General features: G+C 62.1%; 20 protein-coding genes. 10 read left to right on the top strand and 10 right to left on the bottom strand.

What is annotated here, in order from left to right; genetic code table 11:
• Positions 1-7: 7 nt before the first annotated feature.
• The 10 genes from GTF44_RS09180 to GTF44_RS09135 all read right to left on the bottom strand — a co-directional run bounded on the left by GTF44_RS09180 (position 8) and on the right by GTF44_RS09135 (position 10,013).
• Positions 8-784 (bottom strand): hypothetical protein, encoded by a 777-nt coding sequence (locus tag GTF44_RS09180; RefSeq protein WP_171560771.1) that lies wholly within the window; start codon positions 782-784, stop codon positions 8-10.
• A complete protein-coding gene (locus GTF44_RS09175; RefSeq protein WP_171560773.1) occupies positions 781-1,605 on the bottom strand; it encodes a sulfite exporter TauE/SafE family protein in 825 nt (274 codons plus the stop codon). The genes GTF44_RS09180 and GTF44_RS09175 overlap by 4 nt, the downstream gene beginning before the upstream one ends.
• A 171-nt stretch (positions 1,606-1,776) precedes the next feature.
• Complete coding sequence (gene dusA, locus GTF44_RS09170) at positions 1,777-2,760, bottom strand: tRNA dihydrouridine(20/20a) synthase DusA (RefSeq protein ID WP_171560776.1); 984 nt, start codon at positions 2,758-2,760, stop codon at positions 1,777-1,779.
• Between the two features lie 354 nt (positions 2,761-3,114).
• A complete protein-coding gene (locus GTF44_RS09165) occupies positions 3,115-4,626 on the bottom strand; it encodes an amidohydrolase family protein (protein WP_171560779.1) in 1,512 nt (503 codons plus the stop codon).
• A complete protein-coding gene (locus GTF44_RS09160; protein WP_171560781.1) occupies positions 4,623-5,270 on the bottom strand; it encodes an aspartate/glutamate racemase family protein in 648 nt (215 codons plus the stop codon). Before GTF44_RS09160 ends, GTF44_RS09165 begins: the two co-directional genes overlap by 4 nt.
• Positions 5,267-6,154 (bottom strand): polysaccharide deacetylase family protein, encoded by an 888-nt coding sequence (locus GTF44_RS09155; protein WP_171560784.1) that lies wholly within the window; start codon positions 6,152-6,154, stop codon positions 5,267-5,269. Before GTF44_RS09155 ends, GTF44_RS09160 begins: the two co-directional genes overlap by 4 nt.
• Positions 6,151-7,101, bottom strand: a complete 951-nt coding sequence (locus GTF44_RS09150) for a polysaccharide deacetylase family protein (protein ID WP_171560787.1) — start codon at positions 7,099-7,101, stop codon at positions 6,151-6,153. The genes GTF44_RS09155 and GTF44_RS09150 overlap by 4 nt, the downstream gene beginning before the upstream one ends.
• Positions 7,098-7,886: a BtpA/SgcQ family protein gene (locus tag GTF44_RS09145; protein ID WP_171560790.1), complete on the bottom strand. Its 789-nt coding sequence runs from the start codon at positions 7,884-7,886 to the stop codon at positions 7,098-7,100. Before GTF44_RS09145 ends, GTF44_RS09150 begins: the two co-directional genes overlap by 4 nt.
• The gene (locus GTF44_RS22415) at positions 7,877-8,899 is read right to left on the bottom strand and encodes a PfkB family carbohydrate kinase (RefSeq protein ID WP_171560792.1); all 1,023 of its coding nucleotides are present in this window, start codon (positions 8,897-8,899) and stop codon (positions 7,877-7,879) included. The genes GTF44_RS09145 and GTF44_RS22415 overlap by 10 nt, the downstream gene beginning before the upstream one ends.
• A 1-nt stretch (position 8,900) precedes the next feature.
• Positions 8,901-10,013 carry an SIS domain-containing protein gene (locus GTF44_RS09135; RefSeq protein WP_171560795.1) on the bottom strand — a complete coding sequence of 371 codons (1,113 nt, stop codon included), beginning with the start codon at positions 10,011-10,013 and terminating at the stop codon, positions 8,901-8,903.
• 48 nt (positions 10,014-10,061) lie between these two features.
• Between GTF44_RS09135 and GTF44_RS09130 the strand changes: the two genes are divergently transcribed.
• From GTF44_RS09130 to GTF44_RS09085, 10 genes are all read left to right on the top strand, one after another.
• A complete protein-coding gene (locus GTF44_RS09130) occupies positions 10,062-10,928 on the top strand; it encodes a DeoR/GlpR family DNA-binding transcription regulator (protein WP_253261262.1) in 867 nt (288 codons plus the stop codon).
• Between the two features lie 159 nt (positions 10,929-11,087).
• Positions 11,088-12,134, top strand: coding sequence for a PotD/PotF family extracellular solute-binding protein (locus GTF44_RS09125; protein ID WP_171560798.1), 1,047 nt, complete (start codon positions 11,088-11,090; stop codon positions 12,132-12,134).
• Positions 12,135-12,157: 23 nt separating this feature from the next.
• Complete coding sequence (locus tag GTF44_RS09120; RefSeq protein ID WP_253261263.1) at positions 12,158-13,213, top strand: ABC transporter ATP-binding protein; 1,056 nt, start codon at positions 12,158-12,160, stop codon at positions 13,211-13,213.
• Positions 13,213-14,145 carry an ABC transporter permease gene (locus GTF44_RS09115; protein WP_253261264.1) on the top strand — a complete coding sequence of 311 codons (933 nt, stop codon included), beginning with the start codon at positions 13,213-13,215 and terminating at the stop codon, positions 14,143-14,145. The genes GTF44_RS09120 and GTF44_RS09115 overlap by 1 nt, the downstream gene beginning before the upstream one ends.
• Positions 14,142-14,960 (top strand): ABC transporter permease, encoded by an 819-nt coding sequence (locus GTF44_RS09110; protein ID WP_171560806.1) that lies wholly within the window; start codon positions 14,142-14,144, stop codon positions 14,958-14,960. The genes GTF44_RS09115 and GTF44_RS09110 overlap by 4 nt, the downstream gene beginning before the upstream one ends.
• Before the next feature lie 36 nt (positions 14,961-14,996).
• Positions 14,997-15,947: a FadR/GntR family transcriptional regulator gene (locus GTF44_RS09105; protein ID WP_171560809.1), complete on the top strand. Its 951-nt coding sequence runs from the start codon at positions 14,997-14,999 to the stop codon at positions 15,945-15,947.
• 86 nt (positions 15,948-16,033) lie between these two features.
• On the top strand, positions 16,034-16,768 hold the full coding sequence (locus tag GTF44_RS09100; protein ID WP_171561072.1) for a ribonuclease activity regulator RraA: 735 nt from the start codon (positions 16,034-16,036) through the stop codon (positions 16,766-16,768).
• Between the two features lie 73 nt (positions 16,769-16,841).
• Positions 16,842-17,873, top strand: coding sequence for a TRAP transporter substrate-binding protein (locus GTF44_RS09095; RefSeq protein WP_171560812.1), 1,032 nt, complete (start codon positions 16,842-16,844; stop codon positions 17,871-17,873).
• Between the two features lie 78 nt (positions 17,874-17,951).
• Positions 17,952-18,461 carry a TRAP transporter small permease gene (locus GTF44_RS09090; RefSeq protein ID WP_171560814.1) on the top strand — a complete coding sequence of 170 codons (510 nt, stop codon included), beginning with the start codon at positions 17,952-17,954 and terminating at the stop codon, positions 18,459-18,461.
• Positions 18,451-19,746, top strand: a complete 1,296-nt coding sequence (locus GTF44_RS09085) for a TRAP transporter large permease (protein ID WP_171560817.1) — start codon at positions 18,451-18,453, stop codon at positions 19,744-19,746. Before GTF44_RS09090 ends, GTF44_RS09085 begins: the two co-directional genes overlap by 11 nt.
• Positions 19,747-19,763 lie beyond the last annotated feature (17 nt).

Raw genomic sequence — 19,763 nt, 5'->3', positions numbered from 1 at the left:
CCCTGCCTTATGCAAGTGTCACCCAGTCGAAGACACCACCCGGCAGTTCCGGGCGAAAATAGGCGATGGCACGTAGGGGGGCCGTCGAACCTTTCGACGACCATGGCGCCACGCCATGCAACGTCAGACGATGCAGCAAGATCGCCTGACCAGGCATTGCCGTCACCTCAACCCGGTTTAAGCTTTCGAAGCAGTGGCGTCGGGCGGCGTGATACGCCTCGGTCACATCCACCTCATGCCATTGTTCTGGCGGTTCGTCTTGCAACGCGCGCCTCATCGCATGCCGCATCACCTCATGACTGCCCTCCCAGACGACCAAAGGCGCGTCATTTGACCCGTTTTCGGTCAGCGGCAGGCCGAGGATATAGCCATGCGGCTCCCGGATCATCCGGCGGCGCTTGGGACCAATTGGCAGGAGACCGTCCAGATGTGCCGCATCACGGGTCTTGCGGAACCGATGATTGGCGTCACTTTCGTCAGGGTCTTGCTGCGGATAGCCCGGATAGGTGATCGAGATTTGCGCTTTGTGGAGCGGCAACCTACCGGTGATGCGCTCGGCTTCCTCCAGCGCCTGACAGGTGAGCCGTCCGGAGGTACCCAATCGCCCCTCCGCGTCATTCTCCAGCACATCAACACCCGCGAACCAGGTGCCGCCATGCCGATGCCATTGGGCATGCGCCGGGTCATCAGCCGTGGCCAGCGCCGCCGGCGTAATCTTCGCCAGCCAGTCGAACAGGCGCGGGTCCGGATCGAAAACCTGCCAGCCTGTCTGAAGCCAACTCATCCCGAAAAGGCGGACCAAAGCATGTTCAGAGCCATCACCATGATGAAGACGGCAAAGACTCGCTTCAAAGGTTTAGGGTCCATCGCATGAGCCAGCTTCACGCCCCAAGGCGCCGTGATGAGAGTCATCGCAACCACCACAACAAAGGCCACGAGGTTCACCGACCCAACGGTAAAGGGTGGCCGCCCTTCCGCAGCCCCCTCGATAAAGAAAAAGCCGAGAACAGATGGCACCGCGATGATCACGCCAAACCCGGCCGCCGTGGCCACGGCGCGGTGGATCGGCGTGTTGTAAAGGCTCATCAGCGGCACTCCGAAACTGCCGCCGCCGATCCCCATCAGAACCGAGAGAAAGCCCAGAATAGGCGAGGCAATCGCGCGCGGCACGCCCTTTGGCATCGCATCGCCAAGGCGCCATTCCGGTTTGCCGAACCCGAAATAAAGGCCGACCAACACACCGAGAACGCCAAAAATCCCCATCAGGATCTCGCTGCGCAACCCCGCGGCCGCGACAACGCCAAACGCCGCACCGATCGCAATACCCGGTCCCCAGGACCGCAAGATCGTCCAATCCACCGCGCCCTTTTTGTTGTGCGATAAAAGCGAGCGCACAGAGGTCACGATGATGGTCGCCAACGATGTCGCCAGACAGATTTGCATCAGATCGACGGTGTCGTAGCCCAGATAGGAAAAGGCGAAGAAAAACGCAGGGACCAGGATGATCCCGCCGCCGACCCCCAGAAGACCGGCAACGACGCCCGCAAAAGCCCCGATCAGAAGGATCAACGCCAACATCGCCATCAAGTCGCCCATATCCGGCATGTTATGCCCTCCTGCCCTGCTCGAAACTTGGTTTCGGATACACATCCCCGCCGGTCTTGCCAAGCGCGGCACCGCCCCCGTTGCATCCGACGGTTTGACACGTAGCTCCCACTGGCACGCCGATAGCTCCCGAAGGGGGCCTGAGATGGGCCATCACCCGGGTGCCGGCGGTCACGCCGCGCGCAATACAATCTCAGATAACGCAGCCTCGACGACCTCAACCCCGGCGCCGGGACGATGCGCACGCTCCGACAAAACGCGTTTCCAACCCCGCGCGCCCGGACGTCCGGCAAACAGACCCAACATATGCCGCGTGACATGGGCCAGTTTGCCGCCATTGGCCACATGCGCGGCGATATAGGGCAACATCAGACCGACGATTTCTTCGGCGCTCCGCGGCTCGCAGTCCAGACCGAAAATCTTCTGATCGGCAGCGAGCAAAATGTTCGACGGGTCATGGTAAGCCGCTCGCCCAATCATCACGCCATCCATCCCTTCGGCCAAATGGGCCTGCGCCTCATCCAACGACATCACGCCACCATTGATCGACAGATGCAGCTCAGGGAAATCGCGTTTCATCTGATAGACCAGCGGGTAATTCAGCGGCGGTACATCCCGGTTTTCCTTTGGGCTCAAGCCCTGCAACCACGCTTTCCGGGCATGGATCGCAAACCGCCCGACACCAGCTGCCGCGACCGTCTCCAGAAACGTTGGCAGCACCTCTTCGGGCACTTGGTCATCGACGCCGATCCGGCATTTAACCGTGACCTCCACCGGGCTGGCCGCAATCATTGCCGCGACGCAATCGGCCACCAGCTTGGGCCGTTCCATCAACACCGCTCCAAAACAACCCGACTGCACGCGATCCGACGGGCAGCCGATATTGAGATTGATCTCATCATACCCATATCCGACCGCAATCTCCGTCGCGTTGGCCAGCTCGGACGGATCAGACCCGCCAAGCTGCAATGCCACAGGATGCTCTGCCGGATCGAAGGCCAACAAGCGATCTCGATCACCATGCAAAATCGCGGGGGCCGTGACCATCTCGGTATACAACAACGCTTCCCGAGACATCAGCCGGTGCAAATACCGGCAATGACGATCGGTCCAATCCATCATCGGGGCGATAGAAAGTCTAGCGTGCTGTTTCATTTCAATTTTTCTGCATCTTCAAACTGTTGCAGGGCAAAGCTGCTCGTCTGGAACACGTCTCAATATCTCCCGATTTGCCTCTCCACTGCAACTCGTTGGCATGTGAGCCGCGCACGCAGTGTCGATCAGGCCTTGTTACCGAACAAGCCTTCCACCGTCCTTCGTGCGATGTTGGCAATCTCGTTGATCTGCATATAGTCGACCTGTGCGCGGATGGGAAACCATCTCACAGAAGTAAGGCCGCGACCATGCGCCGACGTGTCAAATAATGCTATTCAGACCCGCAATCACTAACGTCAGACAGGACAAGGCACCGGGCTAGCAACAGTTATTATGCCAGCAGGCGCGATCTGCTCAGCGGCCCGCGCCTTGGCCAAGCCAGCCCTCATAAAACCGGCTGACCGGCTCTATCAGGTCCCGGGAAAGGCGCTGCATGCTGACCTCGGATTCCGAACAGGGACGAGCGAGATCGCTTGCGATCTCTTCCAAGACTTGCTCGCGGTCGATATTGGTGAAGCGGCCTTCATCATAAACCACGTTGCCACCGATCAGAACCGTAGCGACAGCCCCGGATTTTGCGCGCCGGATCAACACATCAACCAAGGGCATGGTCGGGTCCTGCCACGGTTTGGTGACAGCCTGCCAGTCCAGCAACACGATATCGGCCAGACGCCCCGGTGCCAGACGCCCAATCCGCCCTGCGAAGGGCGTCGTGGCGGCCCCATGTTCCGTTGCCATCCGCAGAATCTGCGATGCGGTCGGATGCGGCGCATCATGCCCGGCAGGCCGATGCAGCGTCAGCGCAAGCCGCATCTCCTGCAACATGTCACGATCGTCGTTGATCCCCGCCTCGTCGAGGCCAAGCGCGACCGGCACGCCGCTGGCAAGGAAGCCATTCAGATCGGCTGTGCCGCTCTTCAGGCGCAGGTTGGACGAACAATTGTGGCACAGGCAGCCGCCACGCTCCGCCAGCAGGGCAACATCATCCGGCGTCATCCAGACCCCGTGACCAATGGTCAGTTGCGGCCCGACAAGGCCAAAGCTGTCGATATGCTCCAGCGCAGAGCCGCCAGTGCGACGGCGGGCGTATTCCTTCTGATACGGCGTCTCCAAAAGGTGCATATGCATCGGTGCGCCGGTCTCTTCGGCCATCTGCGCGGCACTTTCGAGCGCCGCATCCGACAGCCAGTGCAGGTTCGACGGCGCAATCTGGATGCCTACAAGCGCATCGTCTTGCCACCGGGCGCGCAACGCATGGAACACCGCGATCTGGTCAGACAATGGAAGGCCGAAGCCGGCAAGATAATCCGCCGTTGGTTTTTGCAGAGCGGCGGGTAGCGAGGCGATGAACTCTTCATCCGCCGCATAGATCATGCGGTTCTGGTCACGCAGGGCAAAGGAGTAGCTCGCCCTCATGCCGAGGTCCTTATAGGCGCCAATGATGGTGTCGGCGCGAGCCAGCACGGCATCGGTATCGCCCGGCGCCCGGCTATGAAGGTGCTGCACGGTAGTCACACCCGAGGCGATCATCTCGAAGGCCGCATAGAGCGTATCCAGCCGGGGCGCGACATCGCGCATCGCAAGGCGTTCGGGAAACCACAGTTCCAGAGGTTGATCGCGCGCGCCCATCTGGAACGGGGTCAGACCGACATGGTGATGCGCGTTGATCAGACCCGGGATGGCCACCCTGCCCTTGCCACCGGTCTCGGGTAGCCCCGGATGCGCCCTGCGCAAGGCGCCGGCGGGGCCGATCTCGACAATTTGGTCTCCGTCGATCAGGATGGCCCCGTCGGCAACGATCTGCGCCGCGCCGCCTTCATCGAACCCGGTGATAATATGGTCGGCGGCGACAATATGGCGGGTCATCTAGAAGCTCCTTTGGTGCAGCGGGCAAGGCTGAGCCGGACGGCTGCGGGCAGCGGTTCGATCAGCGGCACTGGGGATGAGGCTGCGAGGCTTTGGGCGGCTTCGGCCAGTGGTCCGCCGCCAATGATGATCGCCTCGGCTCCGGCTTCAACGGCACGGTCGCACGCTTCGGCCAACGCGGTTTGCAGTGCGACGGCATCATGGGTCAGAACCGCCGGATCGCCGGGCGTCGTCCAGGTGCCAAGGAACGCCTCATGGCCGTAGGAACGGGCGGCTTTGGCAATGTGATCGCTTAAATCCGGCGTCGTCGTCACAACTGCAAATTGTGCCCCAACCTGCGCCGCCTCGGCCATACCCGCCTCGGCAATGCCCGTGACTGGCACCGACAGCCGTCCGCGTAGGTCCATCAGGCCGGGATCGCCAAAGGCCGCGACGATCACAGCCTCGGCCCTGCCCACACGCGGCGCAAGCGCTGCGACGGCGTCTGCCGCGCGGGCCAGCGCGAAAGGGTCGGTGATCAACGGCGCCCCGAATGCCGCGGTCAGCCCGTCGACCCGCACCGCCGGGCCCGCCACCTGCCGTGCAATCCGCAGCATGGCCTCGGTGGTCGTCTCAGACGTGTTGGGATTGATCAGCACAATCATGCCGGACAGGCCCAGTCAAAGACCTCGGCAATTTCGATCCGGCGCGCCAGCCACAGCCGATCCCGGCGGCGGTCCAGTTCGGCGAGGACCTGCTCGAACGCCTTGAACCGACCCGGGCGGCCAACGATCCGCAAGTGGAACCCGATATTCAGCAGGCGCGGCATGCCACGCGCGGCCTCGGCCTCCAGCACGTCCAACGCGTCGGTCACGTAATCGACCATGTCCGATGCGCGCACAAAGCCGTTGGGATGGAAGAATTTCATATCGTTGGCGTCGAGCGCATAGGGCACCACGATCAGGCCCGAGCCATCCCTGTACGGCAGGTCGTCATCAAACCCGTTAGAGGTGTAAAGGTAACCCCGCTCGGCCAGAAGGCTGCGCGTCCAGGGGCTTTCGGCCCCGCGGCAGAAAAACCCGCGTGGGACGTCGCCCGTCGCGGCCGCGATGGCCACATCGGCACGATCGAGGTCAACGGCCTCGGCCTCTGGGCTGTCATAATCGGCATGAGGGCGCCAAAGCCAGCCGTGACAGGCGGTTTCGTGGCCATCGCGCGCCAGCATGCGCAGAACCGGCCCTACCCGTTCCGCCGCGCGCCCGCAGGCGAACAGGGTCGCGGGAACCCGGTGGCGGCGTAGCGCATCGGCCATGCGCCACGCTCCGGCCCGCGTGCCATAGGCAAAGATCTGCGCCTGACCGGGGTCGGGCTTGCCCTCGGGCACGACCGAGAGCACCTCGCCGATCCGCTCGCTGATCGGGTCGCCATCGAGCACCTGTTGTTCCGCCCCTTCTTCGACATTGACCACCACCGAAACGGCCAGCTTATGGCCTCCAGGCCAAGTCAGATCCGGCCAGGCACCTCCATATCCGATCAGATCGCGAGTCATACGCTCCCTCCGGGCGCAAACCCCTTGGGGCACGGACGCGGCGTCCACTCGGGCAGCCCTACGGCGCTGCGCCAAGCATGGGCGATTTCGGCCCGGGTCGCGAACCAGACATCATCGTGACGCACAGCGTGGTCCAGAAACGCTTCAAGCCCTCCGATCCGTGCCGGGCGCCCGATAATCCTGGTATGTAGGCCGATCGACAACATGCGCGGGGCTTTCTCGGCCTCGACCAACAGCCGGTCGAAGGCTGCGATGCAATAGCGGGAGAAGTCCTCGGCAAAGACAAAGCCGCCCCCGTTGTAAAACCGCATGTCATTGGTGTCGAACGCATAGGGCAGCACCACATGAGCGCCATGTGCGGTATCGACCAGATACGGTATGTCGTCATTATAGGCGTTGCTATCATAGAGAAACCCGCCCTGTTCGATAAGCAGATCCCGGGTGCGTTCGGAGGTGGCAGAGCGCGTGTGCCATCCAAGCGGCGGCGTCCCGGCCGTCCGCGTGATGGTCGCGACGGTGCGGGCAATCGCGGCGCGCTCCGTCGCATCGTCCAGGCCGACATGGCGTTCCCACCGCCAGCCATGGGCCGAAACCTCATGACCGTCCTGCACCGCCTGCGCGGCGATCCAGGGCGTCGCCTCCAGCGCGCGGCCGCAGGCATTCAGCGTCGCTGGCAGGTCACGATCCGACAGCGCATCTCGGATCCGCGGCCAGCCCGCACGCGGGCCATATTCGAAATGGCTCTCCATACAAAGGTCGCGGGCGCCCTCGACTCGCTCAACCGCCTCGTAGATATGCTCATTGCGGTCGTCGCCGGCGCCAAGGCTCAACTCGGCGCCTTCTTCGACATTCACGACGATAGAAACGGCAAGCCCTGCTCCATTTGACCAGCGCATCGCCGGCGGCTGGCCCGCGTAGCCGGTGAAATCGCGCGCCGCCCCGCTCATGCAGGAACCCGCACCGCATCCATGAAGCGGCTGCACAGATCGGCATCCCATTGCAGCAGATCCTCCGGCGCCGCATCGCGCCGCATCAGTGCACTGCTGACCACCACGCCATCGCCGGCGGCCATCGCCTCGGCCACATTGCCATCGGTCACGCCACCACCGATCAGGATCGGTTTGTGAATGCCTTTGCCGCGCACCGCGTCGATCCGGGCCAGCGTATCGGAAAAGCTGCTGCCGGTGATGACCAAGCCGTCGGCCCCGGATTTGGCGGCCCAGTTTGCCGCGAAAGGCTGGCTCTCGCCCGAGAGCGGGATCGCCGTGCGGTCATGCACGTCGGCCAAGATCGCAATATCAGGCCGCCGCAACATGGCGCGGTAAGAGACAGTTTCTGCGCCAAGCCCATCGCGCGGGCCTTGCGCGGTCATCGCGCCGCCCACAAACACCTTGAGCCGGACGAAATCGGCCCCCGTGGCATGGGCCACCGACATGGCCGCAACTGGGTCATGCGCCTCGACAATGATACCCAGGCCAAGCCCGGGGACCTCTGCCCGGATCAGGCGCCCTATTGCAGACATCAGCGCCAGGGTGTCCGAGGCGGCGGCTCCCGCAGTTTTGGTCTGATCCTGCAGCTTGATCCAGGGGATGCCAGCTTGTGCGAACACACGGGCGTTGGCGACGGCATAATCCTCGTACCACGCGACCGACCGGTGCCGGTTTAGGGCAAAATCCGGCAGATGAAGGGCGGCAATAACCGGCTTGGCACCATCGAATAGCTTCAGCGACATATATTGGGTTCCTTTTGCAATGTGGCGCGCGCGGTCGCCTGGTCTGCCGGGAGGGCACCGGCGGCGCCGAAACTACACACGACCCCCGCCGCAGAAACCGCGCCAAAACTGGCCGCCTGCACCGGGTCGCCAGTTTCAACGAGGCCCGCCAGAAACCCGCCGCAAAAACTGTCACCGGCGCCAGTCGGGTCGCAGGCCTCTACCCGTTGTGGTGGGACAGCTATGGCGGTGCGCGTTACACGGTCCCAGATCAGCGCGCCTTGCGGCCCCATTTTGACCGCCACCACGCCGCGACATCGCTCAGAGATCACCGCCAAAGCATCGGCTGGCGCGGCGTCTGGCACCAGCGCATGCAGCTCAACCTCACTGGGGATGAAGGCATCGAGCCGCGCCAGGACTGGGGCGATGTCTTCGAGCCTCTGGCTCGCCAACTGCCAACCCGGATCGGCGGTGATCACTGCCCCCCTCGGTTCGAACAGATCTAGCATCTCCAGCAGTACGCGCGGCGCGCTGGGTGCCAAATGAACGCCTTTCACCCCGCGCCAGGCCTGCGGCACCTGAGCCGCCCGCAACGGATGCTGCTCCCTAAATTCCGAATAGCCGATCTCGTTCAACAGTTTGCGCGCCTCAAGACGCGCGCGCCACGCCACCACCTGCTCAGCCGAAAGCCGGTCAGTCGGAAACCCCGCCTCGGCCAACGCGGCACCCGGCGCCGTCAGCCCCTCGTCACGCCGCCCTGCCCCATCATAGAGAAACCAGCTGCCCGCGGTCAGGGCCGCGTCGGACCAGACCACACCCGCAAGGTCGACCCCGCCCGCCTCCAGCCGCGCTATGGTGTCTTTCGGATAGGTCGCGACCGCGCAGCTGACCAGCCCGACGCGGTTCACCCAGTTGAGCGCGCCAACGGCGGAAAAAGCGCCGTTGCCACCCGCAAGATCCAGCGCAACGGTGCCGTCGGCAGCAATGACATTGTCAACCGTAAGCCCTCCGACCGTCACAAGATCCGGCGTCACATCAGCCCCCAAGCCGGGGCGCACCAAGGCCGAGTGCATCGCGTTCGACCGCTGCGTGATAGCCGAACAAGTGCATGGGCACACTGTAGACAATCGGCGCAGTCCCCGCCGAAACGTTTGGTAGATGCCAGGCGACATCGACAATCTTTGCTATCTCGGTTTCGTCCTCCGGTACAATCGCCACGCAGTAACCTTCTACACCCCGCGACATAAGCGCGGTGTCCAGGGCGCGGGCATGGCTTGCCTTGTCCCCCGCGATCAGGAATAGCGGATCGCCGGCCTTCTGGGTCCGATAGTGGTGATACTCCTCCAGCGGGAAAGAGTAGGCATGGATCGGTGCCAGTTCTTTCAGCTTGGCCGCGCCAAACTCAGCTGGCGCGTAAAACGGACCTGCGCCAGTCGTCAGAACCAGATCAGCGCGGGCAAGACGCTTGGCCACCTGTCGGGCCGGTTCAAAAAACTCGCGCGCCACGGAATCGACCTGATCCGGCAGTGCAACCAGCGCTGCGCTCAAGGCAGATGCATCTCCACCTTTTGCGTCTTGTACGGCCGCAGCCATGGCCAGCATCAACGCCATCGCCGCCGTGCTGGACTGCGTCGGCCAGCCGCCGCGCGTGGCCCGGATGTGCAGCGCACCGGGGCATTGTTCCATCAAGGGCGACTCGAGCGTGTTCGAAAGGCCGATCGTGTAAGCCCCACGCTCTGCCGCGCCCGTTAGACCGTCGATCACAGGCTCGGTCTTGCCTGAGGAGCTGAGGCCGATGACCACGGTTTCATCGTCGATGGTGTCCAAGCCGTAGGTCGCGAAGTCGAACGCTTCGATTGGCTCGCAGGGTGCGCCCAGAGCGGCCTCCAGCGCCGGGCGCACGCCGTGACCGGCAATCCAGCTATCGCCACAGCCAACGGTGACCACGCGGCGGATGCTACGGTCCGCAAGATCGCGCCCGATGGCGGCCAGGGGCACGACATTGGCTGCAAGCGTTGCCCGAATGGCCTCGCCTTGAGACATCATTTCGTGCTCGGTCAGAGCGACGCGCCGAAACCTTTCCGGATCGCCAGCGGCATCCGAGGATGATTCCCGGCGGATTTCCGTTAGTAACTGCTCTATATTCATGTCGCTCTCCGTACTTGGCGGTCAGGTCAGGACAGGCACGCGAAAAAGATGGCACCTATCGATTTCTTTCGATATTTGTCATTACGACAGAAAACGCAAGACGCGAAGGTATTAGTAATGGATTATCCGCAGAATTCCCCCCTGCCGTACCGCCATCAGCGCATTCTTGAGATCCTCGACACGGAGCGCATGGCTGAGGTGGGTCAATTGTCTGATGCGCTGGGCGTCTCAGCTGTCACCATCCGCTCCGACCTCGATTCGCTGGAAAAACGACTGCTGCTTAGACGCGTGCGTGGCGGCGCGATGGCCGCCAAACCCGCCCGCTTTGAGCGCCCCGTTGATGTGCCGAGCCACAGCTTCACAGACGAAAAGGAGAGAATTGGAGCCTTTGCAGCGAGCATGGTCCGCAGCGGAGAGACGATTATTCTTGATGCGGGGACCACCACATTGGCCATGGCCATGGCCCTTCCGGAGCACCTGCGCGACGTCATGATCATCACTTCAAGCCTCGATATCGCCATCGCGCTGGAGACACATCCGGGCGCATCCGTGATGGTGACCGGCGGAAAACTTAAGAAAACGGGCCGAAATCCGCACTCGCGCTCATTGGTGCCGCCATTTGCGGGGCTGCTTCTTGAGCAACTCAATGCCGATTGCGCCTATCTGTGCTGCGCTGGCATCGATGCCGAACGCGGCTTCACGAACGCCCACTTGGAAGAGGTTGAAGTAAAGCGCGCGATGCTTGCCGCCTCCCGGCGGGCAGTGATGCTCGGGGATCGCGGAAAGATCGGGCATGTGGCAGGCGCACGCATCGCCACCGCGCGGGACATTCACACACTCGTCACCGATCGCAAGGCCACCCCCGCCGACATCGCCGCACTCGAAACCGCCGGCACCAAGGTTCTTCTGGCATGACCGCAGACGCCACTTCCCGCTGCGTGTCGCCTAATTTCTAGGCACTTTTCCTCTAAAGTCGCTATTTTCGCTTTTTTTCGTTGCGTAGCTTTTCGAAAGTCCCCCTACTTAATGCACCGTCGGGGAATCCGGCGCAAAGAAGCCTGACAGGAGCACATCATGAAACTGACCCGAAGAAGCGTCCTGGGCAGCCTGACAGCTGCCACGGTACTTGCCAGCCCAACGATCCTACGGGCTCAGACCCGCGAGTTGGTCATGGTCGGGTACGGCAACGACTCCGACGCCCCGCTGATCGCTGCCGGTGAAGAACTTGGCCGCCGCAACCCGGGCGTAACATTGCGCGTCATTGGCGGCTTGTCGTCGGAAGCCCTGGCGCAGATCAAAGCCGCCCGCGGCAACTCGCCCTACGACCTCGCAGTGATGGGCTCGCCCGCGATCATCAACGCTCTGGCCGAGGATGTGCTAGTGCCGCTCGATTTCTCGCAGATCCCCAACGCTGCCAATGTGGACCCGAAATTCCCCTCCTACGGCTATGATGTCGGTCAGCCGATCTGGTTCGAAGGGATTGGTGTCGCCTATGACACTACCAAGATCACGACGCCACCTACCACCTGGGAAGAGCTGTGGAGCGGCGCCTATACCGGCCGGATCGGCATGTGCCGCCCGCAATCGAATCTCGGCCTCGGCGTGCTCGCCGCCACGAGCGAGGCCTTCGGGATGCCCCAGAGCGATATGGAGTTTGCCCTGAACAAATGGCTGGAGCTTGATCCGCTGGTCGGTCGCTCGCCGCCTCTGTTGCAGCAGATGATTGAACGTGGCGAAGTGGACCTGGCGCCCTTGTGGCACGTAAACTCGGCGCTGGCCGCCAATTCAGGCCTGCCCATTGGCTACACCAAAATCACTGGGCCGGGTCCGCTGATGTTGCCGACCAACATCGTGCAATTCGTCAACACCGCCGACGGCACCGCCGATCTGGTTCATGAGTTCACTGACATCCTGCTGACACCGGAGATTCAGTCGATGGCTGGCAGCGCACCGATCTATTTCGGCACGGTGGTCGAAGGCATCGCGGTGCCGGAAGAGGCCGCGCCCTATGTGCCATCCACGCCCGAAGAGCTTGCGACCACCACGTCCCTGGAATGGCCGGACTTCGCGCCGTTGCGCGGTCAAACGGTGGAAACCTTCGACCGCATGTTCGCATCGTGATGATGCAGGAAAAGACTGATCTGATGTATGGATCGGACATTGCCGCCCCGGTGCTGAGCATAGGGGCGGTTTCCAAACGTTTTGGCTCTATCACGGTGTTGCAGGACTGCTCACTTGACGTTGCCGAAGGAGAGATCGTGACGCTTTTGGGTGCGTCGGGCTGTGGCAAGACCACGCTTCTGCGCTGCATCGCCGGGTTCTGGGATGCGGAACAGGGAGCGATTGAGATCGACGGTCGCAATGTCAGCGGCATGCCGGTGAACCGGCGCCCGGTTGGCGTCGTGTTCCAAAGCTACGCGCTGTTTCCGCATCTTACGGTTGCGCGCAATGTCGGCTACGGGCTGCGCATGCGCGGCGTGTCCCGGTCCGAGATTGAGGCCCGCGTCGCGGAGGCGCTTGATACTGTCTCGCTGGCAGAGTTCGCGGATCGGTATCCGGCCCAACTCTCCGGCGGTCAACAACAGCGCGTCGCGGTTGCCCGCGTGCTGGTCCTGCAGCCCCGCGTGTTGCTGCTGGACGAACCATTCAGCGCCCTCGACGCAAAGCTGCGCAGCGCGATGCAGGTCGAGCTTCGGCAGCTGATCAAACGATTGGGCCTGACTGCAATCTTCGTCACCCATGACCAGGAAGAAGCGCTGACGATGTCGGATCGGATCGCCGTTATGCGCGCGGGGCAGATCGAACAGGTCGCCGCCCCCGATACAGTGTTCGACCATCCCTCGACGGCTTATGTCGCGGATTTCATCGGCACGTCGAATTTCTGGGGCGCGGAAGCTGGAAATGGCACTGTCGCACTGCCCGATGGTCAGACGGCGCAGACCGACCTATCCGGCAAAGTTCAGGTCATGACCCGTCCTCACAACCTTCGTGTCGCCCCCGAGGGCACAAGCCCGTGGCGCGGGACGGTCTCGTTTCACCGCACCGTTGGCGCGCTGATCGAATACCATGTCGACATGCCCGATGGCACAACGATCCAGGTGGCGGCCATGCGGCAGGAGCGGGCCAGCCCCCTTCAGGCCGGGGCGGCCGTCAGTCTGTCCGTCATCGACCCGTCCTATTGCGCCGTGTATCCGATCTGATGACCGAGGCAGCCTTCTCTCAGACCGCCTCAAAGGCCAGCCTGTCTGAACAGGTTCTCGACAAGCTTTTGTCGGGCCGCGGCATCTGGCCCGCGGTTCCGGCGATCATTGTGCTGTCCGTTGTCGCGGTCATCCCGTTCGTGATCCTTTTGTCCCTGGGGTTTTCGGATATCGTGGTCTCACGCGGGGCCATCGTTTCGCAGACATTCTCTCTGTCGCATCTCACCAACGCGCTCACCGACCCGCTGTATTGGACAACCTTCCAGCGCTCGCTGACGCTGGCGATCAACACCACGCTTCTATGCCTGCTCTTCGGCTATCCGGTGGCCTATCTGTTCCTGATTGGCGGCAAATGGACCCGTCGGCTGATCCTGATCCTGACCATCGCGCCGCTGCTGACCAGCGGGATCGTGCGGACCTATGCCTGGCTGGTGATCCTTGGCGGGCGCGGTGTCGTGAACTCCACGCTGATGAGCCTCGGGCTGATCGACCAGCCGCTGCGCATCATGAACACCCATTGGGCGGTCCTGATCGGCATGGTGCAGATCCACCTGCCGGTTATGATCCTGCCGCTGATCGCGGTCATGAGCCGCCATGAGGGTGGCCTGTTCGAGGCGTCGGCCAATCTTGGCGCGTCCCGCCTGGGCACGCTGCGCACCGTGATCCTCCCGTTGAGCGCGCCGGGCATCGGCACCGGGGCGGCGCTGGTCTTCACGCTGAGCTACACGACCTTCGTGGTGCCGCAGTTGCTGGGCGGCGGCAACTACCTGAACGCGGCAACGATGATCTATGAGCAGGTCGTGTTCTCGTTGGAATGGAGCAAAGGTTCAGTCAGCTCACTGATCCTGATGGTGACCTGCCTCGTCGTGCTGGTGGCGATTGCGATGATCACAAACCTGTTCACTCGCTGGACAAAAGGACGAGACGCATGATCAAGGCCCTGCGCACCGCCTCCCTTGGCGACATTCTCGGCATCGGGTTGATCCTGTTCGTCGCCGTCTTCTCTCTGCTGCTGCTGATCGCGCCATCGGTCATTGTCATCCTCATCTCTTTCGACACACGCGCCTTTGTCAGTTTCCCACCCGAAGGGTTCACCTTGCGCTGGTATGCCGAGGTCTTTGAGCAGACCGAACTTGTCGGTGCGATGTGGACCAGCCTCAAGGTTGGCCTGATGGTGACCTTCCTGTGCGTCGTCCTGGGCGTGCCCACAGCGCTGGCCTGTGTGCGCGGCAAGTTCCGTGGCACGACCGCCCTTTCGGTTTTTGTGCTGGTGCCGCATATGGTGCCTGGCATTGTGCTCGGCGTCGCGGTGCTGTTCGCTGGCGCGCTGGTGGGGGTTTCGCCCTCAATCTGGTTGCAGGCGATCTCAATCACCGTGTTCATCATGGCGGTGATGGTCCGAACCGTTCAAAGCCGCCTTGTCCGGCTGGATCCATCGCTGGAGGAAGCGGCCACCAATCTTGGTGCGACCTCGTTCCAGAGTCTGCGCACCATCACCTTCCCACTGCTGCTGCCCGCGATCCTGGCGGGCGCGGTCTTCACCTTCGTCGAAGGATTCGACAACCTGTCCGTGGCGATCTTCACCCATGGCTTCCGCGACCGGCCTCTGCCGGTGGAGTTGTTGGCGCTTGTGCAATACACAAGTTCACCGCTGGTCGCGGCCGTATCCGGCGTGCAGATCCTGCTTGCGATCCTTGCGCTGGTAGCGGTGTCGATGAGCGTCGGATTGGACAAGGTCAACGAGTGACGCCCGCCCCAGTCCTGCGCCTGCAGGATCGGTCTGATGGCGGAACCGGCGGCTCTGACCGCCCCTGGCTTCAGCGCGGTAGCGTTCGCGAAGCGGGGCGTGCGCCGCAGGCGATCTCCGGTCACTTCTCCTTTGACAAATATTACAACTTCGACGCTAAACTGGTCGCGACAATGGGCTCAACCGGCCCAGGTGCGCAGATTTTCCAAAGAGACCGAGCAAGCAATGAGCAAAAAACCTTCTGTCATCGCCGCCGGACCGGCAAATGTCCGACGTGACCGTTTGGGACAGGGGCGGCTGAGCAGCAAAGTCTATGACGCAGTCCTCTCGGACATCATGGAAGGACACTACAAGGAGGGGGACCGTCTGCCGACCGAAACGGCACTTGCGGAGCAGTTTTCGGTCTCCCGTCCTGTTGTGCGCGAAGCGCTCGCGCAACTGCGCGACGATGGCCTGATCCACGCGCGGCAAGGGTCAGGAAGCTACGTGCAGAAGCCGCCGAATACCGCACTTCTCCAGTTCGCCCCGCTTGGCAGCATCGCCGATATGCAGCGCTGCTTTGAGTTTCGGGCAGCTTTGGAACCAAGGGCTGCGGCGCTTGCGGCCGTTCGTCGAAGCAAGGATGATCTTGCCCTTTTGCGCTCCGCGCTGGAGACACTGGATGCAGCCGTCAACAGCGGCGCGATCGGCACCGATCATGATTTCGCCTTCCACAAGGCAGTCGCAGCGGCTTCAGGGAACAGGTTTTTCGAGGTTACGCTCAGCTCCCTTGAAGAGGCGATTTCCTCCGCGATCTCGGTCAACCGCAACCTATCGCTGCTCGATCCGCAGGCGCGTCTGGCGCTGGTTCAACGCGAGCATGAGCGCGTTTTCGAAGAAATCGAAGCCGGCGATGCGGATGGCGCAGAAGCCGCCATGCGTCTTCATATCGACGGCGCGCGGCGCCGTGTTTTCGACGGGGACGGAGGCGCGAGCGGCAACTTGTAAAATCGGAGTTGACAAATTTTTGCAAATAGTCATTTTGTCTGACAACTTCGATATCAAGCCACCTGATCAAGGACGCCGCCGTGACGATGCAAACCGACGAGACCGTCTCGCCAGAAACGATCGAGCGGCTGAAACGCTGCTCGACCGCGACACTGACAACGCAGCTCTTCAAGCGTGGTCTCAGCAATCTCTATATTCAGGGCATAGCCCGCCAGACCGCAAAAGGCGGAGCCATGGTCGGTCCGGCAACCACGCTGCGCTACATTCCGGCGCGCGAGGATATCGATCATCTCGGCGTGTTCGAGGATCGCAGCCACCCGCAGCGGAAAGTCGTCGAGGACATTCCAGGCGGGCATGTTCTGGTCATGGATGCCCGTTGTGATGCGAGCGCCGCGTCCGCCGGACATATCCTGCTGACCCGGATGCAGATGCGGGGTGCGGTCGGTATCGTCACCGATGGCGCGCTGCGCGACCTGCCGGAGATCGCCGAGATGGACTGGCCGGTCTACGCGCAGGGCGGCTCGGCCCCCACCAATCTGATCCGTCACCATGCAGTCGATATCGACGTGCCGATCGCCTGTGGCGATGTCCCAGTCTATCCCGGCGATATCATCGTCGGCGATCACGAAGGCGTCGTGGTTCTGCCTCGGTATCTGGCCGATGAGGTCGCAACCGACGCGGAAGCGCAGGAGAAATTCGAAGCCTTCGTCCTAGAGGAGGTTCAGGCGGGGAAATCCATCTTCGGCATCTATCCGCCCGACGACGAAACAAAGCGCCGCTACGAAGCGCTGACCGGCATCCGGCCCAAAACACACGGGTGACCATGCGTATCGCCGGGCTTGCCCGTTCGGTCGCAAATGACTTCAGAAATGCGCATCAGGGGAGGAACCAGACATGTGCATCGCTTTGACTTCCATCCGACAGACCGGCTTTGCAGCGGTATGCGGGATTGCACTGACGGCGGCAGGGCCCGCTACCTTCGCATCGGCACAGGACGTGACGCTGCGCATGGGTCACATACATGCCCCCTCGGGGCCGACCGGACGGGGCGCGGATATGTTCGCCGAGTTGGTCGCCGACTACACCGACGGACGTGTCGAGGTGCAGGTGTTTCCGTCCTCTCAGCTCGGCGGCCTTCGCGATCTTTTTGGTGCCTCCAGAAGCGGCGCAATTGACATCGCGCTCACGCCCTACCCGCTTCTGTCGGACATCGTGCAGAGTTACTCGATTTTGACCGCGGGCTATGTGTTCGACGACTTCTCGCACCAGCTTGCCGTCCTTGATCACCCTGAATACGGCCAGGCCTGGAGCGCCGAGCTTGCCGAAGACGGCGGCCTCGTTGTTCTGGGCAACTACTACTTCGGTGCCCGCACCTTGACCACCACGGAGACAGAGGTGCGCACACCCGCCGATCTTGACGGGTTGAAAATCCGCGCCGTCGGCAACCCGCTGTCGCTGGCGACGATCACGGGCTTGGGCGCAAACCCGACACCTCTTCCGCTGTCGGAGCTATTCCAGGGGCTGACGCAAGGCATCGTGGACGGGCAGGAGAACCCGCTGCCGACAATCTTCAACCAGAACTTCTTTGATGTGCAGGACTACCTGATCCTGACGCGTCATCAGCTGATCCCAATCCCGATCACAATCAATGCGGACAGCTGGCGCGAGCTATCGCCGGAAGATCAGGAGGCCGTGCGCCGCGCAGCTGTCGAAGCGACCGCATTCATGACCGAGACGGTGGTGGCGGAGGAAGGCGCGCTTCTTGCAAGCCTCGAAGCCGAAGGCATGTCCGTGATCGGCGTCGAACAGGGCCTTGATATCGACGCCTTCCGCGCTTCGGTAACAGCGCAGATTGAGATGCTGGACGGGGCGGAATGGCCCGAAGGCCTTCTCGAACAGGTCAAGGCGCTGGCACCGCAGGGTTGATCTCCATCTAACAGCACAAGGCGCGCGCCCGGCGGGCGCGCGCCGCCCCCGCCCCCTCAATCGACGGATCAAGCGCCCGTGTTTCCCACCGACCCCGATGTCAGCCGATGGACGATCCTGCGCCGTGAACCTGAATTCACGATCGCACAGATATTCCTGTGGTTTTTTGTGGCCCTGACCAGCCTTCAGGTCATCATGCGCTACGTCTTCGACGCGCCACTGCAATGGCCGGAGGAACTGACGCAGATCCTTCTGGTCTGGATGACGTTCATTGCAGCCGTTGGTCTGTCAAGGCAAGGCCTCCACATCCGGGTCGAGATCCTGGAAAACTTCCTCGGCTATAGGGGACGGAGCGTGATGGAGGCGATCTTCAACCTCCTGACCATCGTCTTCATGGCCGCACTCATCATCGGCGGCTGGTCCATGTACGAACAGCTGAGCTTCGAACGAACGGCCGCCCTACGCTGGAAGCTCAATATGATCTACGCGATCGTTCCCCTGAGTGCGACGGCCATGTTCGTGGTCCATCTTTGGCAGCTGGTCGGGAACCTTTCCGTCGTCTTCGGGGCACGCAGCAATGGATCTTAGCTTGTTTCTAATCGGGTTGGTTATTGCCAGCCTCGTGCTTGTGCTCGGCGGCTATGCCCTCGCCTTTGCCTTGGGCGGCTTGTCGATCCTCTATCTGTGGTGGAACGATTTCCCGTTGTCCTTCGCGGTCGTGGAGCTGGGCGGATCGCTTCAGAACTTCACCATGCTGGCGATACCGCTTTTCATGCTGTCAGGTGCCTTGATGAACGCAGGCAAGATCACGGATCGGATCTTCGCATTTGCCAAGCTCATGGTCGGACGGATTCCCGGTGGGCTGGGCCATGTGAACATCTTCGCGAGTCTGGTCTTTGCCGGCATGTCGGGATCGGTGCTGGCCGACGTCGCGGGGCTAGGGCGCATGGAATACAAGGCCATGCGCGATGAGAACTACAAAGAAGATTTCGCGATGGGAGTAACGCTGTCTTCTGCCGCGATCGGTCCGATCCTGCCGCCGAGTGTGCCGATGGTGCTTTTCGGGCTGGTGGCGGAGGTCTCGATCACCGGCCTGTTTCTTGGCGGCATCATGCCCGCCTTCGTGATCACCGGCTGCCTGATGATCTATGTCTACCTCGTGGGCCGCAAACACGGCTACTACACCACGGACAGTCAATGGAGCCTTGGGCGCCTGGGTATGGCGTTTCTCTACGCGCTGCCACCGCTTTTGACGCCGGTCCTGATTGTGGGCGGTATGGTCCTGGGGATCTTCAGCCCGACCGAGGCGGCGGTGGTCGCCGTCCTGTATGCCCTGTTTCTCGCCGTCATCGTCTATCGCGACCTGGGGCTGGCCACATTTTTCGACGTCAGCCGCGAGGTCGTGATCGGCACAACGCGCCTTCTGTTTGTGATCGCCATGTCATTGTTGTTCGGGTGGGTTCTTTCCGTAGGACGCATGCCACAGGAATTGGCTGGCTGGATCGGCGGCACTTTCGATCAACAATGGGCTTTCCTGCTTCTTCTGATGGTGGTCATCATCTTCTTGGGCGCGATTGTCGCCGATGCGATCCTGCTGTTGATCCTGGCGCCGATGATCGTCCCGATTGCCGTCGCCAATTACGGCATGGACCCGCTACACTTGGGTGTGGTTATGGTCTTCACCATCATGATCGGGCAGTTCACCCCGCCGATGGGCATGTCGCTCTTCATAATGCGGGATATCACCGGGTTGCCCTTTACCCGAGTCTGCATTGCGGTTGCGCCGTTCCTGCTACCGCTCGTAGCCGCGCTTTTGGTGATGGCCTATGTCCCTGAGGTGGTGCTGTTCATCCCGCGTGCGTTCGGGTTCTAAGGCGCCGATTGGAAGGA

It is taken from the genome of Roseobacter sp. HKCCD6576-2, assembly GCF_013179285.1.
Taxonomy (GTDB): Bacteria; Pseudomonadota; Alphaproteobacteria; order Rhodobacterales; family Rhodobacteraceae; genus Rhodophyticola; species Rhodophyticola oceani.
This window is presented reverse-complemented; position numbering and strand designations above follow the sequence as displayed.